Consider the following 18,070-nt stretch of genomic DNA (forward strand, 5'->3'; position numbering starts at 1 on the left):
ATTTCAAACAATTACTCTGCTGATGCAGCCTGTTTTTCCGGATTGTCATAGATCATGATTGGCTGTGTTTCGCCATTAATGACATGTTCATCGACAACCACTTTGCTGACGTTGTCCACGGATGGAAGGTCATACATGGTATCCAGCAATACGCCTTCAACGATAGAACGCAGACCGCGGGCACCGGTTTTACGTTCCATTGCCTTGTGAGCGATTGCACGCAGGGCATCTTCACGGAACTCCAGCTCGGCGCCTTCCAGCTTGAACAGTGCCTGATACTGCTTGGTCAGTGCGTTTTTCGGCTCAACCAGGATCTGGATCAGTGCATCTTCATCCAGTTCGGTCAGGGTGGCCACAACCGGCAGACGACCGATAAACTCAGGGATCAGACCGTATTTCACCAGATCTTCCGGTTCAACCTTCGCAAACGATTCTGACAGGGAAACCTTTTTATCTTTTGATTTCACTTCAGCGTTGAAGCCGATACCTGCATTCTGTGCAGTACGCTGTTCAACGACTTTATCCAGACCGGCAAAAGCGCCGCCGCAGATAAACAGGATTTTTGAGGTATCAACCTGCAGGAATTCCTGTTGCGGATGTTTACGGCCACCTTGTGGCGGAACAGCCGCGATAGTGCCTTCGATCAGTTTCAGCAACGCCTGCTGTACGCCTTCACCAGAAACGTCGCGGGTAATGGACGGGTTATCGGATTTACGCGAGATCTTGTCGATTTCATCGATATAAACGATACCACGCTGTGCTTTTTCCACATCGTAATCACATTTCTGCAGCAGTTTCTGGATGATGTTTTCTACGTCTTCCCCCACATAGCCTGCTTCAGTCAGTGTGGTGGCATCAGCCATAGTAAATGGTACATCCAGCAGGCGCGCCAGTGTTTCGGCCAGCAACGTCTTACCACTACCGGTAGGACCAATCAGCAGAATGTTGGATTTACCCAGTTCAACGCCATCCGCCGCGCTACCGCTACGCAGACGTTTGTAATGGTTATATACCGCAACAGCCAGTACCTTTTTGGCCAGATCCTGACCAATTACATAATCATCCAGGTGCGCCCGGATCTTATGCGGTGTTGGCAGTTCCGTCGCATGAGGACGTGTACCACCAATATCACGGATCTCTTCACGAATAATATCGTTACACAGATCGACGCACTCATCGCAAATATAAACTGACGGACCAGCGATCAGTTTACGGACCTCATGCTGACTCTTGCCGCAAAATGAGCAATACAACAGTTTGCTATGGTCACTGTCTTTGCGTTTATCTGTCATTCAAAACCTCTTGTACTTACGATTCCGTGCTTATGGCTACACATCCTCTGAATGTAGCGCAGAAAGAACAGTCTGTCAGGTGCGTTTGTTCAGGATTGCGTCGACCAGACCATATTCAACAGCCTGATCAGCTGACATGAAGTTATCACGATCAGTATCACGCTCAATCCGTTCCAGTGGCTGACCTGTATGATCTGCCAGCAACGTATTCAGTCTTTCTTTGATTTTCAGGATTTCCATAGCATGGATCTGAATGTCGGATGCCTGGCCCTGGAAGCCACCCAGTGGCTGGTGAATCATCACCCGGGCGCTCGGCAGGCAGAAACGTTTGCCTTTGGTACCGGCAGACAGCAGGAACGCGCCCATGGAACAGGCCTGTCCCATACAGACGGTGCTGACGTCCGGTTTGATAAATTTCAGCGTGTCATAGATAGCCATACCTGCAGTCACTGACCCACCCGGAGAGTTAATATAGATATAAATATCTTTATCCGGGTTTTCAGATTCCAGAAACAGCAGCTGAGCCACAATCAGGTTTGCCATCTGGTCTTCAACCTGACCAGTCAGAAAAATCACTCGTTCTTTTAACAGGCGAGAATAGATATCGTAAGAACGCTCACCCCGTGCAGTTTGTTCTACAACAATCGGCACCAGAGAATTCAACGGAGATGAGATTTGATCATTGAACAAATTGGTCATAGTCAGAATACCTAAAAAAATGGCCCGAACACTTTCGCTTTCGGGCCATTATACGCATTAGATTGTGTGATCAGTCAATTTCTGATTACGCAGCAGCGCCAGCTTTGTTAATTACTTCATCAAATGAAGTTTCTTTTTCAGTAACTTGCGCTTTGCTCAGCAGGAATTCGATGGCCTGGTCTTCTACAGCCAGGTCACGCATGTTGTTCAGCAGGCGCTCGTTCTGGAAGTAGTAATCAACCACTTCTGACGGATCTTCGTAAGCAGTAGCCAGAGATTCGATCAGTGTCTTAACACGTGCGTCGTCAGCTTTGATGTCCTGTTCACGGATCACTTCGCCTAACAGCAGACCAACGCGTACGCGACGTTCTGCCTGTTCGCTGAACAGTTCGTCTGGCAGCTGAGGAACGTTTTTGCTGTTAGCAGCGCCGAAACGTTGCAGAGCCTGCTGACGCAGTGCTTCAACTTCACGGGTTACTGCCGCTTTTGGTACGTCGATCTGGTTTTGTTCCAGCAGACCAGCCAGAACCTGTTCTTTAACCTGGCCTTTCAGAGCCTGGGTCAGTTCGCGTTCCATGTTTTTGCGGATTTCAGCTTTCAGGCTGTCAACAGAACCGTCTTCAACGCCGAAACGTTTGATGAACTCAGCGTCCAGCTCTGGCAGTTCCTGTTTTTCCACTTTGGTCAGTTTGATAGCAAACTTGGCTGCTTTACCTTTCAGGTTTTCAGCGTGGTAATCTTCAGGGAAGGTTACTTCGATATCGAAAGACTCACCTGCTTTTTTACCCAGGATGCCATCTTCGAAACCAGGGATCATGCGGCCAGCGCCCAGAACCAGTGCGAAACCGTCAGCTTTACCGCCGTCGAACTCAACGCCGTCAACAGAACCAACAAAGTCCATGGTTACGCGCAGGTCGTTTGCAGCTGCTTCGTCAGTTTCAGTCCAGGTAGCGTGCTGTTTACGCAGAGTAGTCAGCATTTTGTCCAGATCAGCGTCAGAAACAGCAGCAACTGGTTTTTCTACCTTGATAGCGTCCAGGTTCTGCACTTTGAATTCAGGATAGACTTCGAAAGAAACAGTGAAAGTGAAGTCAGAACCAGGAACCAGCTGGTTTGGCTCCAGAGTTGGTGCGCCAACCGGGTTCAGTTTTTCGGCAACCAGTGCTTCAACAAAATGGCGTTGCATAACTGCATCAGCCACATCAGCCACAATAGCGTCACCGTACATTTTCTGGATCAGTGCTTTTGGCGCTTTACCAGGACGGAAACCATCGATACGGCGAGTTTTGGCAACCTGATTCAAACGGCTGTTGTACTCTTTTTCGATCTTGTCTGCTGGTACAGTGATGGTAAGACGGCGTTCCAGACCTTGGGTCGTCTCTACAGAAACTTGCATTGCATTACCTCGTAAAACTCAGCATCGGGTGCTGTTACTATTGTTGGTGGTCGGTTAACCACCACTAAATAAAATGCGCAAATTGCGACGGTTACAAAATGACGTGCCATTATAGCGATGGAGATTCTGCGAGTCGAGGGAGGTCTGCATAACCTGGCGTTTTTTCTGGCCGGATCAAATTAATCAGTCCGGAATATCGGACTGACGCATTCTTCTCAGGATGACACCGGCTTTATGTGACAGATGCGCCGAACGACGATGCGCCTGATAGTAACGTGGATTGGTCACCATGGCCGCAAGATAGGCGGACTGATACGCGCTGAGACGTTTGGCCGATACGCCGAAATAATATTTGGCAGCGGCTTCGGCGCCATAAATCCCCTCGCCCCATTCAATCACGTTCAGATATATCTCATATATCCGTTGTTTATCCAGAATAGTTTCCAGCATCACCGTAATCAGCGCTTCATCCAGTTTACGCCATGGTGTTTTATCCGAACTCAGGAACAGATTTTTGGCCAGTTGCTGGCTGATCGTAGAGCCACCCGCAACTATCTTTCCTTTTTTCAGATTTTTTTCCCAGGCGGTTTCAATGCCATCCCAGTCAAAACCGTCATGATCGAGAAATTTGGCATCTTCGGCCGCAATCAGAGCCCGTTTTAATGGTTTGGAAATGGAGGTGTACGGAACCCAGGTGTGACGTTTCTTTACGTTTGAATTCTCCAGCTGCAACATGGCTAGCTGTTCTTCCATAAACGACGTTGAGGATGGGTTATACCAGGTGTAGCTGACGATGCGTAACACAACCCACAGGTGCCAGACGCAAAACCAGATCAGCCCCAGAAGCAATAGCTTTTTCAGCCATGTTTTCCATGACAGGTCATCAAAACTCAGGATATTACGACAGACAGCCAGCATAGAGAAAAATCTGATAGTTCCAATGTGGCTAGTTTAACTAAACCGGAAAAATCTGGCGAGCATCCAGTGACCTAAATAACCAGTGAAACGCTGTCAGACAAACAGGTTTTTGATTGTTTATCTGAAATATCCGCCAGAAAATCACGGATAGACAGATAACAGGTGATGGAGCGATCAATATGCAGGATAGACAGTAACTCCCGGGGCTGTCCCGGTTTGCAGATGAGGCGCAGACGGCGGCCATTGGCCTGCAGCTGTTTATAAAGGTAAATCAGGGAACCGATTCCGGCTGAATCAATGAAGGAAACAGAACTCAGATCAACCAGCACGTCAGAATGCTTTTGTATCAGCGAGTTGAAAATCCGCCGGATCTCTTCAACTGTCGCATGGTCCAGCTCGCCATCGATCGTCAGCACCAGCGTATGATTCATCGTATAAGTAATGACAGGCATTTTAACCCCGGAATAGTTTAAGCCGATCACATCTGGCGAAATTGATCTTTCCGGTGAAACAAAGCACACAATATGCCAATAATTTAAATAAATTTTAACATTCAACATAACCAGCTGATAATTAATGAAAATTTAATATATCAATAGTAAATGCACTTTTGCCTGACACAAAAAAATGCAAAATGCAAATAAACCTTCGTTGGCTTTTCGCATTTTGCATTCATCATCGTTAACTCTAACTATATAGTTTTACTGAGAAATTTGATGGTTATGCCAGTGTTGCGGGCTGGATTCCTGCCAGATCACTTCCATCCCCTGCTTTTGAATGACAGACGCCACCTGGACGGCACTGCGCTCATCACTGACCGCAAACTGCTCCAGCTCCGGATGATCTTCAGCATAGCCACCTGGCTGGGTTTTGGAACCGGCGCTCATGGTGGTGATACCCACTTTCATCAGAAAATCGCGGAACTCCGGTCCTTCGCGGGTCGAGAGCGATAATTCCACTTCCGGATCAAACAGGCGATAAGCGCAGATCAGTTGTAACAACTGACGATCACTCATCGGGTCTTCAGGCTGGAAACCGCCGGTACAAGGCCGCAACCGCGGGAAAGAGATCGAGTAACGGCTCTGCCAGTAGGTTTTCCGCAGATACTGCAGATGACGGGCCACCATCAGGCTGTCGGTGCGCCAGTCACCTAGCCCCAGCAGAGCACCCAGTCCGATTTTATCGACCCCTGCCTCGCCTAAGCGATCGGGCGTTTCCAGACGCCAGCGGAAATCTTTCTTTTTGCCGCGCAGATGATGTTCGTCATACGTCGGCTCGTGATAGGTTTCCTGATAGACCATGACACCATCCAGCCCCATGCTGACCAGCTCGCGGTACTCTTCTGTGGCGAGCGGTTGCACTTCCATCATCAGGTAGGAAACATAGGGCTTGATGACCGGAAACACTTCCCGGAAATAATCCATGCCGGACTTCCGCTCATGTTCCCCGGTCACCAGCAGCAACGATTTGAATCCCATCTGGCGGATCACCTGACATTCACGGTCAATCTCTTCCAGCGACAGCACTTTGCGCTTGATCTTGTTGCTCATAGAGAAACCGCAATAGGCACAGTCATTCGCGCACAGGTTGGCCAGATAGAGCGGCAGATACATGTTGATGGTGTTGCCGAAACGCTGGCGGGTCAGTTTCTGCGACAACTCGGTCATCGGCAGCAGATATTTTTCGGCCGCCGGTGAAATGAGTGCAGCAAAATCGGCCATTTCCCGTTTTCCCGGACGGGAAAGGCGGGCTAAAGCGCGTTCTACATCGGCGTCAGTTTGCTGCAGCACCCACTGCTGCTGTTCTGCCCAGTCGAGCTTTTCCCATTCGTCGTAGAAGCTCATGCCAGTGTCTCCAGGAAGGCAGCCAGCGGACTGGACGCGATAGCCTGCTGATTGACCGCACCCAGACCGCTTTCATAGGCCATCCGCCCGGCTGTCACGGCCATCCGGAATGCCTGTGCCATCGCCACTGGATCACCGGCAACCGCAATCGCGGTATTCACCAGTACGGCATCAGCCCCCATTTCCAGCGCGGCGGCGGCGTGGGACGGCGCACCGATACCGGCATCAACGATGACCGGCACATTCGCCTGATCGATGATGATTTCCAGCATCGCTTTGGTGGAAAGCCCCTGATTTGAGCCGATGGCTGCGCCTAAAGGCATTACTGCCGCACAACCCACTTCTTCAAGACGTTTACAGAGCAATGGATCGGCGCCGCAATATGGCAGTACCACAAAGCCCTGTTTACACAGCTCTTCCGCAGCCTTGAAGGTTTCTATCGGATCGGGCATCAGGTAACGCGGATCAGGATGAATCTCCAGCTTCAGCCAGTTGGTACCGAGCGCTTCTCGCGCCAGTTGCGCAGCAAATATAGCCTCTTTGGCATTGCGGGCGCCGGAGGTATTCGGCAGCAGTTGCACGCCCATCTCCCGCAATGGCTCCAGGATCTGGATATCCGGTTCATCGAGCCGGACTCGTTTCAGCGCCATGGTGACAATTTCGGTCGAGCTGGCAGTCAGTGCCTGTTGCATCACCTGCGCCGAAGCGAATTTACCGGTGCCGGTCAGTAAGCGTGAGTTAAAAGTTTTGTCAGCAATTTTAAGGGGTTGAATCATGATTAACCTCCGGCAATGGCGCGGAAGAGATCCACGTCGTCGTGATCTGAAAGAAATGTAGTGGCCCACTGGCTGCGTGGGATCACCTGCTGATTAAGAGCAACGGCAACGCCGGCTTTCAGCTGATCCTGGGTAGTCAGTAACGCTTCAAGGCTGCAGGAGCCGGCAAGCTGCAACGGCTCGCCATTTAAGCGGATTTGCATGTTGGTGACTCCGGTTCGGAAAACGATAAGGGGGCAGATGATTGGCAGACAGGACAGGTTGGATCGGGTTGTGTCTGTAACCGTCGCCATTGCAGTGTCCGGCCATCAAATCGCTGCAGCACACCGGTTGGCCGCGGTAAATCGCACAGTAGCTGAATGGTCAGCAGTGCCTGCGCCGCCCCCAGCATGCCAACCACCGGCCCGACAATACCGGCTTCGCGGCAATTCAGGCCCGGTTCGGCGGATGACGGAAACAGGCAGTGGTAACAGGCAGAGCTTTGCGAGGGTTCACTGAGCAGCAGCTGACCATCCCAGCCGGTTGCCGCCGCCGTGATCAGCGGTTTGCGAGCAGCAACACAGGCGGCATTCACGCGCTGGCGGGTCAGCATATTGTCGGAGCAATCGAGGACTGCATCGACCTGTGGCACTATGCTGGCAAGCAATGCCTCGTCCACCGCCGGCAAGAGATGACAGCGGACCGCCGGATTCAGCGCGCCGAGATGGGACGCCGCCGTTTTGGTTTTCGCCTGATGACGATCGCCAGTGCGGTACAGCACCTGGCGTTGCAGATTGCTGCTGTCGACCTTATCGCCATCGGCCAGCCAGAGTTGTCCTACCCCGGCTGCCGCCAGATAGAGCGATGCTGGCGAACCCAGCCCGCCCAGTCCTACAATCAGTACCTTGCTTTTTTTCAGTCGTAACTGCCCTGCCTCTCCGATTTCCGGCAGCAGGATCTGTCGACCATAACGCAGGAATTCATCATCGGTCAGCAGGTCAGACATCAGCACTGCCCTCTCTGCTTTCTCCTTCCACCATTCGCAGTAAGCGTTTGGTAGCCTGTTCCGGATCGGCCGCTTTGGTGATGGCACTGACCAGCGCGACGCTACCGACACCCGTGGCCAGTACATCGCCCACCCGCTCTTCGGATATCCCGCCAATAGCCACCGTCGGGATGGCGCCAGCCTGTCCGACTGCCGCTGCCAGATTGATCAGCCCCTGCGGTTTTGAAGGCATATCCTTGGTTTGCGTCGGGAAAATGTGACCCAGCGCTACATAAGAAGGTTGCAGCGCCAACGCATCCGCCAGTTCCAGCGAGTCATGCGTGGAGATCCCCAGCCGTAAACCGGCGCTGCGCAGTGCGTCCAGATCGGCGATTTGGATATCTTCCTGCCCCAGATGCACACCATAGGCGCCATGCTTGATGGCCAGTTGCCAGTAGTCATTGATAAACAGGCGCGCCTGATAACGGCGCCCCAATTCAATGGCTTGCTTGATCTGCTGTTCCAGATCAGGGGTCTGCGGATCCTTGATCCGCAGTTGCAGCGTAGTGACACCCCATTCCAGCAGACGGGCAATCCAGTCCACCGAATCCACCACCGGATAAAGCCCTAACCGGTGATCGGTCTTCGGAAATGAAGCAATGTTCTCCATTACTCCACCTCTTTGGCCAGATACAGTTCCCCGCCCATTTCGCGGAAGGTCGCGGCCTGTTGTTCCATCCCGTGTTTCACATCATCAAACGCACCTTCGCTATCGAGCTGACGCACTTCCTGACTGATCTTCATGGAGCAGAATTTCGGACCGCACATGGAGCAGAAATGCGCCACTTTGCCGGATTCCTGCGGCAGATCTTCGTCGTGATACGCACGGGCAGTATCCGGGTCTAACGCCAGATTGAACTGGTCTTCCCAGCGGAATTCAAAACGCGCTTTGGACATGGCGTTATCACGGATCTGCGAACCCGGATGGCCTTTGGCCAGATCGGCGGCATGGGCTGCGATCTTGTAGGCAATCAGACCCTGTTTCACGTCTTCTTTATTCGGCAGACCCAAATGTTCTTTCGGCGTGACATAGCAGAGCATCGCACAGCCGTACCAGCCAATCATCGCCGCACCGATACCGGAGGTGAAATGGTCGTAACCCGGAGCGATGTCGGTGGTTAACGGGCCTAAGGTATAGAACGGGGCTTCATGGCAATGCTTGAGCTGCTCATCCATGTTTTCCTTGATGAGGTGCATCGGCACGTGGCCCGGGCCTTCGATGATGACCTGCACATCGTATTCCCAGGCAATTTTGGTCAGTTCACCCAGTGTGCGCAGTTCGGAGAATTGCGCTTCATCGTTGGCATCGGCAATCGAGCCCGGACGCAGACCGTCACCCAGTGACAGCGCCACGTCGTACTGCGCACAGATCTCACAGATTTCACGGAAATGAGTGTAGAGGAAGTTTTCCTGATGATGCGCCAGACACCATTTGGCGATGATGGAACCACCGCGGGACACAATCCCGGTGACGCGTTTGGCGGTCATCGGCACATAGCGCAGCAGCAGACCGGCATGGATGGTGAAGTAATCGACACCCTGCTCGGCCTGTTCGATCAGCGTGTCACGCATCACTTCCCAGCTCAGCTCTTCGGCAATGCCGTTCACTTTTTCCAGCGCCTGATACATAGGCACTGTACCGATCGGTACCGGGCTGTTACGCAGGATCCATTCACGGGTCGCATGGATATGACGACCGGTAGAAAGGTCCATAACGGTGTCCGCGCCCCAGCGGGTAGACCAGATCAGTTTTTCGACTTCCTCTTCGATACTGGAACTGATCGAGGAGTTACCGATGTTGGAGTTGATTTTCACTAGGAAGTTACGGCCGATGACCATTGGCTCGCTTTCCGGGTGGTTGATGTTGGCCGGAATAATGGCGCGGCCTTCAGCGACTTCCTTACAGACAAACTCTGCGGTGATCCCTTTTTCACCCGCATTCAGACGGCGCTGATTTTCACGAACGGCGATGAATTCCATCTCCGGTGTGATGATGCCTTTACGCGCATAGTGCAGCTGGCTGACACACTGACCGTCTTTGGCTTTACGGATCGGTGCTTTGACTTTCATCTGCGGCACCAGTTGCAGCTGTTCGGCCTGTGCGCGGGTAAATTCAGAAGTTGGCTCAGCCACCTCTTCGGTGTCGTTACGTTCCAGGATCCAGTTCTGACGTAATGGTTTCAGACCCACGGTCACATCGACAGCCTGATCCGGATCGCCGTATGGGCCTGACGTGTCGTACACCAGTACCGGCGCATTTTCTTCATAGATCGGCGCCTGTTTGGTGCCGCCGATCAGCGATGGCGTGAGGTGAATGCGGCGCATTGGCACGCGGATATCCGGGCGTGGGCCTTCCAGATATTCACGATCAGAGTTCGGAAATGTTTGTGCCGCCAGCGTAGACAGATACTCTTTCGCTGATTCACGACGTTCACGGGCAGATAAATTTTTCGACATAGCAAGCTCACCTTAAAAAGAATTCGGATGGCTTGCCGGAAGTGGCGTTGAGAGGGAGTCTGGCGGTGTAACAATTCAGGTGATCTGAATCCGGAATGGCTTCCTGTGCCAACTCTTGTTTCCCTTCGCAGGTTCTAGCCTGATCAGGTTCAACGGATCCCGAATAAACGGTCTCAGCCCTTAGGGCACTCCGACAAGTGAAGGCCAGTATGAAACGATGCGAAGAGAATGGCAACAATCAGATAACAATTACTGATCGTTGCCACAAAAATTAGTAATCAGCGTGGAACTATGGTGCGGTGATGATGGAAATAGAAGCCGTCATCAAACAGCGGGTCTTCATAACGGACCTCCACCTCTTTCACCACCGGCCAGAGTTTGTGTTGCGTGGCATTGATCACCGCGAAGCGATAGGTCATATCACCGATTTTGCCTTCGCGTGACGGTGCTGTTGCGCCGGAGACCGTGATACTGCGGCCTTTGGCATACAACACCGGATCCAGCAGTTGCGGGAACACGGCAATGAAACGGCCCGGTGATTGTTCTGCCTGCTGCGGCACGCCGTTATAACCCAGAGGCAGATAAACCACCTCTATCTCGGTTCCCGAGGCCAGATTGCGGGTCTGGGCGATCACCCCGCTCCATTTCACCTGCCAGCCCTGCGGATTATTGGGCTGGGCCATCTGAGCGAACTGCTGACGGATCAGGACCGAGTCGTCGGCATAATAACCGGTTTTGTTATTGGCGCAGGCCGTCAGAAACAGAACAAAAAACAGGGCAATCCACTTCATCGTAAGCTCTCACTTCTTATTCACGACCCGGCAGCTTTTTCCAGGTCACCTTGTCACGCAGATATACCGGGGTTGCCAGCGCTGGTTCACAGTAATCACCGGCACGGAACGCCGCCACGGCCTGTGGCAGCATATCCTGCGCCCATGGCAGATTACCTTCCTGTGTCGTCGCAGCCGGCAGTAAACCCAGTCCGGCTGCCAGTTCAGTATAGGCGGTAAAGCCGGTGCCCACTGCGATTCCTCCCGCAACAGTCACCGTAGACTGCGCCAGATAATCACCGGCCTGCTCCGGCAGGATCACCGCTTCCTCAGTCACGGCCTGCATCAGACCATCGCGCAGCATGAAGGCACCGATGTAGATCTCGTTCATCCGCGCATCAATTGCCGCCACGGCTTTTTCAACCTGATTGCGACGGTAAGCGCCCTGCGCCAGCATCTGTAAGGTCGAGACACCGATCAGCGGCACGCCGGCACCATATGCCAGCCCCTGCGCGGCACCGATCCCGATACGCACACCGGTAAAAGAACCGGGGCCCCGGCCAAACGCAATTGCGTCCAGACCAGATAACGTGGCACCGGCTTCCACCAGTAATTCATTCACCATCGGCAGGATCAGACGGGTATGCGCCTGCGGTGCCACCTGTTCGCGGGTTAATACAGCATCGTTCCATAATAAGGCAGCAGAACAGGCTTCGGTGGCTGTATCAATCGCCAGAATTTTCATTCGTTTCAATCTCTTTCCAGAATTCAGTTAAACGGGCTAAATCCCGGCAACGCGGGATCGGTGGCAGACTTTTCAGAAAAGCGGCCCCGTAAGGTTTATTGACCAATCGCGGGTCACACAGGATCAGGATACCACGATCCTGATAATCACGGATCAGACGTCCGACACCCTGTTTCAGCACGATCACCGCCTCCGGCAGTTGTAGCTGCTGAAACGGATCTCCCCCCTGCAGGCGGCAATCTTCCATCCGCGCTTTCAGTAACGGTTCATCCGGCGACATGAACGGCAGCTTATCGATGATGACACAGGAAAGCGCTGTTCCGCGTACATCCACCCCTTCCCAGAACGACGAGGTCGCCACCAGTACGGCATGGCCGTCGGCAACAAAATCGGCCAGGATGCGCTGTTTATTGTCATCACCCTGAACCAGTACCGTCCGATCCAGCTTGTCGCGCAACACCTGCGCAATCTGATTGACGCTGTGATAACTGGTACACAGGAAGAAGCAGCCGCCCGGCACCTGTTCGATCACCGGCAGCAGCCGTTCGGCCAGCTGAGTGGCACGCTGATAGACCGAGGTATCCGGCAGATTACGCGGTACACACAGCAACGACTGATGCGCATAATCAAACGGACTGTCCAGCAGACAGGTCTCGGCATCCGTCACGCCCATACGCTGCGAGAAATAGTCAAATTCCTCGCCGACCGTGAGCGTGGCCGAGGTAAAAATCCAGCCGCACCCCGCCCGCATGACTTCCTGTGAAAAGCGTTCTGCGATCGACAACGGTGTCACGTTCAGCGTGAAATGCCGTTTGGTGGTTTCATACCAGTAGGCCGCCCCCACTTCGGTGACCGCCGTGACATGATCCAGCGTGGTCATGAAACCGGCCAGACGCTCAAAGCAGTTATTGATCTGCTCGCCCCGCCCCAGAGCCAGTTTACAGACGTCGTAGCAGAACTTGATGGACTCCTGCAGACGCTGCAATTCACGCTGCATCAGCGGCTGAGCCAGCACCTCGCGCAGATTACCGCGGGAAGGATCGACCCCAAAGGCCAGACGCATCGCCTGACAATCCTGCACCAGCCGATCGGCCGCCTTGCCGAGCTGTGACATGTCCTTGGCTTCCAGACGGTAAGCCAGACGCAGCTCATCGGCCACATCCGTTAACTGACGGCTGGAGAGGGATTCGCCGAAATACTGGCTGGCAATATCCGGCAGCTGATGCGCTTCGTCGAAAATATAAACGTCGGCATCCGGCAGCAGTTCACCGAAGCCGGTGTCCTTTACCGACATATCGGCAAAGAACAGATGATGGTTGATCACCACGATCTGGGAATCCAACGCTTTACGACGGGCTTTGACCAGAAAACAGTTTTCGTAATCCGGGCATTCGCGCCCCAGACAGTTGTCGTTGGTACTGGTGACAAACGGCAGGATCGGCGCCTGCTCCTGCAGACCGGGAATATCGGCCACATCACCGCTCACAGTGCGGGCGCGGAACTGGCGCACTTTCGGCAGATCGGCAAACACATCCGCCGCCAGAAAATGCATCTCCTGCTCCAGCAGGGCAAGACGGTAAGTACACAGATAGTTGGAGCGCCCTTTCAACTGCGCCACGGGCTTGCCGTACTGCATCGCCAGCAGCAGCGTCGGCAAATCGCGCTCATAGAGCTGATCCTGCAGGGCTTTGGAGCCGGTACTGATAATCACCCGCTTGCCGCTATCCAGTGCCGGCACCAGATAGGCAAAGGTTTTGCCGGTGCCCGTTCCCGCCTCGACCAGCAAACGTCCGGCACTTTTTATTGCCTTGCTGACTGCTTCCGCCATCTGGACCTGTGCCTGACGCGGCGCAAATCCGGGAATGGCCCTGGCAAGCAGACCGTTTTCAGCAAAATAATCGGTATTCAAAAGCGGATCCCGGCACGAAAAAATGATGGGACGATTGTAACACATCCTGCCGCCACATCCGGGCCCGGTATATTTTGTACTTTTATTGCGTTAGGACAAAGATCCAGGCCAACTCTCATTTGAAGCCAGACCTGAACGGGCGTAGGATGATTCTATCTGCTGATAGTTCTATCAGCCCCCAGATCGCATTTTGTGGTCCTGCGGTAGCTATGCCGAAGATTTGATTACAGATCGGAAAATGGGCTTCGGACACTGGTGCCGTGTTGAATGCTGATTCACCAGAAATGAAAGCAACTGCTCAACCTCTGTATCCCCCATTTTTGATGGATGCGTGTTCTGGTGAAAACAGATAAACCAACGGATCCAATAAATATAAGCTTCTATCGTATTCATCGCGTAATGACGCGTGACCATATATTCAAAAATGGAAGCCAGGAATGGAGAAGAAGGTTTTCGCATAACAAAACCCAAAAAACACATAATATATTGATTTTAATGAATTTGCATATTCTTACAGGTAGAAATTAAGGACACCGTAAGCGGATATATTGCGGATTTTTGCGGCATAGTAAATTTTTAAATTTTTAGGAAACCATGATGAAAATGAGCTACCTAGAAATATTAGACACTGTGATAAAAATTGGATTGGGTGCATTAATCAGTGGCATTAGTACATGAAAAGTAACCAAGCTCTTAGTGAATCACAACTAAGAGAGTTAAAAGAAGCAAGAACCAAGATTTATAGTTCTTATGAAAATTTAACCAGTGCTGAATCAACGTTATTTTTGTTGGGTCTAAAAGATGCACAGAAACGTCTAAAAATATTAGGTGATGCTGTATCTCAATTTTATGCAGAAGTTTACATCGGTGAACATGGTAAATCTTTAGATGTAGTCAAGCGTTGGCGCGATGATATTCGCGCTAATCGAGAATTATTCTTTAACAACCTACACAAAGCATATACAAAATGAGCAGACGACGACGTTATTATCGAAAAAGTGCTGCAGGTTCAATAATATCTGATACAGCATTTATTACTTCAAGGCTATCTTGGTGGGGTTCTCTTCTTTTCGGCCTAATTAGTTTCATTATATTTTATTTCATTGTCCCTTCGTGGTTAGAGGCAAAACTAGCTGAGCAATCTAATAATATGTTTCTACCAATACTAAAGGCTGTATTCGAAAAACGTATCCATTGGTTTGAGTGGTTAGGGATTGTATGTGGCTTGATCAGCATCATATTCAGTTTGCGAAGTCTCATAATGACTAGCGAAGCAAGTTACCGTGAGAGAAGTCTTATCTCTATGCTGGCTCGTTTGATTGGTAGACATTTAGATTAATAAAAAATTAACAAAAACTTGGTGTGGGAATTTTCAACCGCCCCATAAGTCGAAGTTATATTTACTTGGAGATATTAATGCTTGATGCAATTGGAATTAGAAACTTAAGAAGCTTTAAAGAGACAACAATCGTTAATTTAAAGCCAATAACTGTTTTTGTTGGAAAAAACAGTAGTGGAAAAAGTTCTTTTTTACGTACTCTGCCTCTTTTAAGACAATCAGTAGAATCAAATACGACAGGGCCAATATTATGGTTTGGTCGTTACGTAGACTTCGGTGAATTTAGCGAGGTTATTTCAAATGACACAAAAGACAACACAATTAGTTTTATATTTAAATATAAATCAGCGTTAGATAGAAATGCCACTATAAGATTTAAAGACGAAGTAAAAAATGAAATCACATTGAATTTAACAGTAACAGCACAGAAACAAAAAACAACCATAGATAATCTTGAAATCAATATAAATGACAGCAACATTAAAATCAATATAATTAACAATTCATCTTCGGGTATAGCACAAGCACATCTAAATATAGATAACCTTATAAATGAAGACCTGCACATAGCAAAGAATGATAGCTTCATACCATTACTCTTAATCCAAAACAAAAAGGAGGATGCCAGCAACAATAGTAGGAATAAAATATTTTCATCATTTTATGATTACTACCATGATAATCTAGAAAAACATTTTCTTGATGAAGCAACAAAAATATTGAAGGTTTTTTTTCATTCCAAAACAGATGAAACAAAAATCAAATCGACACTAGCTCGAGTTCCTGTAACTTCGGTCGAAAGAGTCAATATAATTTTAAATGGATTATTTAAAGAACAAAAAACATTCATTAAAAACTTAAATAAAAACAATAATGAAATAGTTAAAAAACTATATCCCTATGTGATTGCTTGGAATTTAACCTCCATAATCAGAAGTATTAACAACGAACTTTCGCATATTTTTACCGGGGTGAAATATATAGCTCCTCTCCGTGCAACTGCCGAGAGGTATTATAGATTTCAAGATCTTCAAGTGAATGAAATTGATCATACTGGTTCAAATTTAGCAATGCTAATTAACTCATTAAAACCGAGTGAACAGAAAGAATTTTCAGCATGGACAAGGGAAAATTTTGGATTTTCTGTTTTTGTACGTGAAGTTGGCAATCACTATGCTGTAAAGTTACTTACGAATAATGAGTCAAAGGAGTACAATATAAGCGATATGGGATTTGGTTACTCACAAGTACTACCAATCATAACATCAATATGGTTTGAAACTGTCAGAAAAAGAACATCTCAACAAAGACCTTTAATATTTGTTATAGAACAACCTGAATTACATTTACATCCAGCATATCAAGCAAAAATTGGTGAACTATTTGCTAAAGTAATATCGCATGCTAAAGATAACTCCATTCCTTTGAAAATTATATTTGAGACACACAGTCAGTCTATTATTGATGCGTTGGGTGAAAAAATTGAGAATAATAATTTATCCATATCTAAGGATGATATATCAATTTTAGTATTCAATAAAAATAACGATGGCATAACTGATGTTTCGTTATCTTATTTTGATAACGATGGCTTTTTGAATGACTGGCCTATTGGTTTTTTTTCGGGTAGATAGTCATGATTATAAAAATAAAACCTATTGACCTGAATTCACTTGAGATGGATGAGAAAATAATATCTTCAATAGATAACATCCTGAAATCTTTTGGTGAAAAAAAGCATATTATATTAGCAGAAAAAGCATTTTTTAGTTTTATCATTGATAGAGCAGATCTGTTTGGCGTGAACTCTAGGCGTTATGCTAATGCAGCACTAAATCAACAGAGAGAACTGAATGCATTAACAAAAATCGTTAATTTTTACGTTGAGGTTGATTTCTCTCTGAATAAATTTAATAACTTTGACATTTCAAATGATGATAGAAATATTTTGACAATCAGTGCAGATTATTTTTCAGATACAAAACTAATCCAATCTGCATCTATAATTTGTGAAGATATCAATGATATCGACTTATATGAATTATTTTCCAATTATTTTGTAGAACAAGCAAGATTAAACCATCTGAGCACCAGTTTTAACAAAGTTAATGGAGGTGGTGCAAATACATCAAAAGTATTTGATAAAACTTCAGATGATGGCGTTATTGGACTATGTATCGTTGATAGTGATAAATCACATCCTCTTGGCGCCCGAGGATCAACAAGCAAGAAGCTTGGCACTACAAAATATAAAAATAGATGCAGATTGGTTATAATTAATGCACATGAAGCTGAATCTCTGATACCAGTTCACATTATAGATGAAATAATTCATAGAGACACCTATGAAAACCATGTAATTGATTCATTTGATACAATGAAAAACATTTTCAGTGCTTCTTTAAATACAAAATTATATTTTGATCATAAAGAAGGATTTAAACTAAAAGACGCGATTACCCTAGACAGTTCATATGGCCCTTTTTGGGTGCCAGCACTAAAATCAACTAAAAAATTCGATCATCTTCGGTGCGTCAATGAGCGTGCTTGTGGTGAAGACTGTAGTTGTGTATCTTTTTATGGCTTAGGTGATACTCTTTTAGAAAAAAGCTTAGTTATTCTGAAGAAAAATAAAATGTCATCAGTAGCTACTAAAACTTCAGAAAGTTTAGTGATGGAATGGTTATCACTTGGCAAGTTATTTTTCAGTTGGTTCTGTGCCCCACCGACAAAGGTTAGACAATAAATATTGTTAGTGACTGTGGTTCTTAGTCAACTGTTTTCGGTTCATTTAACTGCCATTGCAGCTGGTTTTTTACCATCGTATTTAAGATCACAATCAGCTTTCTCATACAGGCTATCAACGCAACTTTTGGTAACTTCCCAGCAGCTTTTAGATGC

At 48.6% G+C, this 18,070-nt stretch carries 17 protein-coding genes, 2 pseudogenes and 1 riboswitch; of the genes and pseudogenes, 3 read left to right on the top strand and 16 right to left on the bottom strand.

Going from position 1 to position 18,070, the window contains the following annotated elements:
* Positions 1–11 precede the first annotated feature (11 nt).
* The 15 genes and pseudogenes from clpX to HNR75_RS15660 form a co-directional block, all read right to left on the bottom strand.
* Positions 12–1,292, bottom strand: coding sequence for an ATP-dependent protease ATP-binding subunit ClpX (clpX, locus tag HNR75_RS09035; RefSeq protein ID WP_188026644.1), 1,281 nt, complete (start codon positions 1,290–1,292; stop codon positions 12–14).
* Between the two features lie 75 nt (positions 1,293–1,367).
* Positions 1,368–1,991, bottom strand: a complete 624-nt coding sequence (gene clpP / locus HNR75_RS09040) for an ATP-dependent Clp endopeptidase proteolytic subunit ClpP (RefSeq protein ID WP_188026645.1) — start codon at positions 1,989–1,991, stop codon at positions 1,368–1,370.
* Positions 1,992–2,076: 85 nt separating this feature from the next.
* Positions 2,077–3,387 (bottom strand): trigger factor, encoded by a 1,311-nt coding sequence (gene tig / locus HNR75_RS09045; RefSeq protein WP_188026646.1) that lies wholly within the window; start codon positions 3,385–3,387, stop codon positions 2,077–2,079.
* A 183-nt stretch (positions 3,388–3,570) separates the two neighbouring features.
* Positions 3,571–4,305, bottom strand: coding sequence for a monofunctional biosynthetic peptidoglycan transglycosylase (gene mtgA / locus HNR75_RS09050; protein WP_188026647.1), 735 nt, complete (start codon positions 4,303–4,305; stop codon positions 3,571–3,573).
* A 71-nt stretch (positions 4,306–4,376) separates the two neighbouring features.
* Positions 4,377–4,757, bottom strand: a complete 381-nt coding sequence (locus HNR75_RS09055) for an STAS domain-containing protein (RefSeq protein WP_188026648.1) — start codon at positions 4,755–4,757, stop codon at positions 4,377–4,379.
* Between the two features lie 249 nt (positions 4,758–5,006).
* Positions 5,007–6,149: a 2-iminoacetate synthase ThiH gene (gene thiH / locus HNR75_RS09060; RefSeq protein WP_188026649.1), complete on the bottom strand. Its 1,143-nt coding sequence runs from the start codon at positions 6,147–6,149 to the stop codon at positions 5,007–5,009.
* The gene (locus HNR75_RS09065; RefSeq protein ID WP_188026650.1) at positions 6,146–6,925 is read right to left on the bottom strand and encodes a thiazole synthase; all 780 of its coding nucleotides are present in this window, start codon (positions 6,923–6,925) and stop codon (positions 6,146–6,148) included. The genes thiH and HNR75_RS09065 overlap by 4 nt, the downstream gene beginning before the upstream one ends.
* A gap of 2 nt (positions 6,926–6,927) precedes the next feature.
* On the bottom strand, positions 6,928–7,128 hold the full coding sequence (thiS, locus tag HNR75_RS09070; RefSeq protein ID WP_188026651.1) for a sulfur carrier protein ThiS: 201 nt from the start codon (positions 7,126–7,128) through the stop codon (positions 6,928–6,930).
* Entirely contained in the window at positions 7,113–7,910 is a 798-nt protein-coding gene (locus HNR75_RS09075; RefSeq protein WP_223157836.1) for a HesA/MoeB/ThiF family protein, read from the bottom strand. Before HNR75_RS09075 ends, thiS begins: the two co-directional genes overlap by 16 nt.
* Positions 7,903–8,541: pseudogene (gene thiE / locus HNR75_RS09080) on the bottom strand (thiamine phosphate synthase); the annotation flags it as partial. The gene HNR75_RS09075 and the pseudogene thiE, both read right to left, overlap by 8 nt.
* Positions 8,542–8,558: 17 nt before the next feature.
* On the bottom strand, positions 8,559–10,406 hold the full coding sequence (gene thiC, locus HNR75_RS09085) for a phosphomethylpyrimidine synthase ThiC (protein WP_246358830.1): 1,848 nt from the start codon (positions 10,404–10,406) through the stop codon (positions 8,559–8,561).
* Between the two features lie 102 nt (positions 10,407–10,508).
* Positions 10,509–10,609: riboswitch (TPP riboswitch) on the bottom strand.
* A gap of 75 nt (positions 10,610–10,684) precedes the next feature.
* A complete protein-coding gene (locus HNR75_RS09090; RefSeq protein WP_188026653.1) occupies positions 10,685–11,197 on the bottom strand; it encodes a Slp family lipoprotein in 513 nt (170 codons plus the stop codon).
* Positions 11,198–11,213: 16 nt separating this feature from the next.
* Positions 11,214–11,930 (bottom strand): tRNA (adenosine(37)-N6)-threonylcarbamoyltransferase complex dimerization subunit type 1 TsaB, encoded by a 717-nt coding sequence (gene tsaB, locus HNR75_RS09095; RefSeq protein WP_188026654.1) that lies wholly within the window; start codon positions 11,928–11,930, stop codon positions 11,214–11,216.
* Positions 11,902–13,830, bottom strand: a complete 1,929-nt coding sequence (yoaA, locus tag HNR75_RS09100) for a DNA repair helicase YoaA (protein ID WP_484600387.1) — start codon at positions 13,828–13,830, stop codon at positions 11,902–11,904. Before yoaA ends, tsaB begins: the two co-directional genes overlap by 29 nt.
* Before the next feature lie 207 nt (positions 13,831–14,037).
* The gene (locus HNR75_RS15660) at positions 14,038–14,310 is read right to left on the bottom strand and encodes a phage integrase N-terminal SAM-like domain-containing protein (RefSeq protein WP_425506778.1); all 273 of its coding nucleotides are present in this window, start codon (positions 14,308–14,310) and stop codon (positions 14,038–14,040) included.
* Positions 14,311–14,504: 194 nt separating this feature from the next.
* Between HNR75_RS15660 and HNR75_RS09110 the strand changes: the two genes are divergently transcribed.
* The 3 genes from HNR75_RS09110 (at position 14,505) to HNR75_RS09120 (ending at position 17,915) form a co-directional block, all read left to right on the top strand.
* Positions 14,505–14,801: a hypothetical protein gene (locus tag HNR75_RS09110; RefSeq protein ID WP_188026657.1), complete on the top strand. Its 297-nt coding sequence runs from the start codon at positions 14,505–14,507 to the stop codon at positions 14,799–14,801.
* A gap of 445 nt (positions 14,802–15,246) precedes the next feature.
* On the top strand, positions 15,247–16,803 hold the full coding sequence (locus tag HNR75_RS09115) for an AAA family ATPase (protein ID WP_188026658.1): 1,557 nt from the start codon (positions 15,247–15,249) through the stop codon (positions 16,801–16,803).
* A 2-nt stretch (positions 16,804–16,805) separates the two neighbouring features.
* Positions 16,806–17,915, top strand: a complete 1,110-nt coding sequence (locus tag HNR75_RS09120; protein WP_188026659.1) for a hypothetical protein — start codon at positions 16,806–16,808, stop codon at positions 17,913–17,915.
* Positions 17,916–17,937: 22 nt separating this feature from the next.
* Here HNR75_RS09120 and HNR75_RS09125 read toward each other — a convergent pair.
* Positions 17,938–18,070, bottom strand: a pseudogene (locus tag HNR75_RS09125) (IS110 family transposase); the annotation flags it as partial.

The organism is Tolumonas osonensis (genome assembly GCF_014202415.1).
GTDB lineage: Bacteria > Pseudomonadota > Gammaproteobacteria > Enterobacterales > Aeromonadaceae > Tolumonas > Tolumonas osonensis.

Excerpts from the sequence above, each read along its gene's own strand:
- clpX (WP_188026644.1), bottom strand. The coding sequence starts at position 1,292 with ATGACAGATAAACGCAAAGACAGTGACCATAGCAAACTGTTGTATTGC.
- clpP (WP_188026645.1), bottom strand. The coding sequence starts at position 1,991 with ATGACCAATTTGTTCAATGATCAAATCTCATCTCCGTTGAATTCTCTG.
- tig (WP_188026646.1), bottom strand. The coding sequence starts at position 3,387 with ATGCAAGTTTCTGTAGAGACGACCCAAGGTCTGGAACGCCGTCTTACC.
- mtgA (WP_188026647.1), bottom strand. The coding sequence starts at position 4,305 with ATGCTGGCTGTCTGTCGTAATATCCTGAGTTTTGATGACCTGTCATGG.
- HNR75_RS09055 (WP_188026648.1), bottom strand. The coding sequence starts at position 4,757 with ATGCCTGTCATTACTTATACGATGAATCATACGCTGGTGCTGACGATC.
- thiH (WP_188026649.1), bottom strand. The coding sequence starts at position 6,149 with ATGAGCTTCTACGACGAATGGGAAAAGCTCGACTGGGCAGAACAGCAG.
- HNR75_RS09065 (WP_188026650.1), bottom strand. The coding sequence starts at position 6,925 with ATGATTCAACCCCTTAAAATTGCTGACAAAACTTTTAACTCACGCTTA.
- thiS (WP_188026651.1), bottom strand. The coding sequence starts at position 7,128 with ATGCAAATCCGCTTAAATGGCGAGCCGTTGCAGCTTGCCGGCTCCTGC.
- HNR75_RS09075 (WP_223157836.1), bottom strand. The coding sequence starts at position 7,910 with ATGTCTGACCTGCTGACCGATGATGAATTCCTGCGTTATGGTCGACAG.
- thiC (WP_246358830.1), bottom strand. The coding sequence starts at position 10,406 with ATGTCGAAAAATTTATCTGCCCGTGAACGTCGTGAATCAGCGAAAGAG.
- HNR75_RS09090 (WP_188026653.1), bottom strand. The coding sequence starts at position 11,197 with ATGAAGTGGATTGCCCTGTTTTTTGTTCTGTTTCTGACGGCCTGCGCC.
- HNR75_RS15660 (WP_425506778.1), bottom strand. The coding sequence starts at position 14,310 with ATGTGTTTTTTGGGTTTTGTTATGCGAAAACCTTCTTCTCCATTCCTG.
- HNR75_RS09110 (WP_188026657.1), top strand. The coding sequence starts at position 14,505 with ATGAAAAGTAACCAAGCTCTTAGTGAATCACAACTAAGAGAGTTAAAA.
- HNR75_RS09115 (WP_188026658.1), top strand. The coding sequence starts at position 15,247 with ATGCTTGATGCAATTGGAATTAGAAACTTAAGAAGCTTTAAAGAGACA.
- HNR75_RS09120 (WP_188026659.1), top strand. The coding sequence starts at position 16,806 with ATGATTATAAAAATAAAACCTATTGACCTGAATTCACTTGAGATGGAT.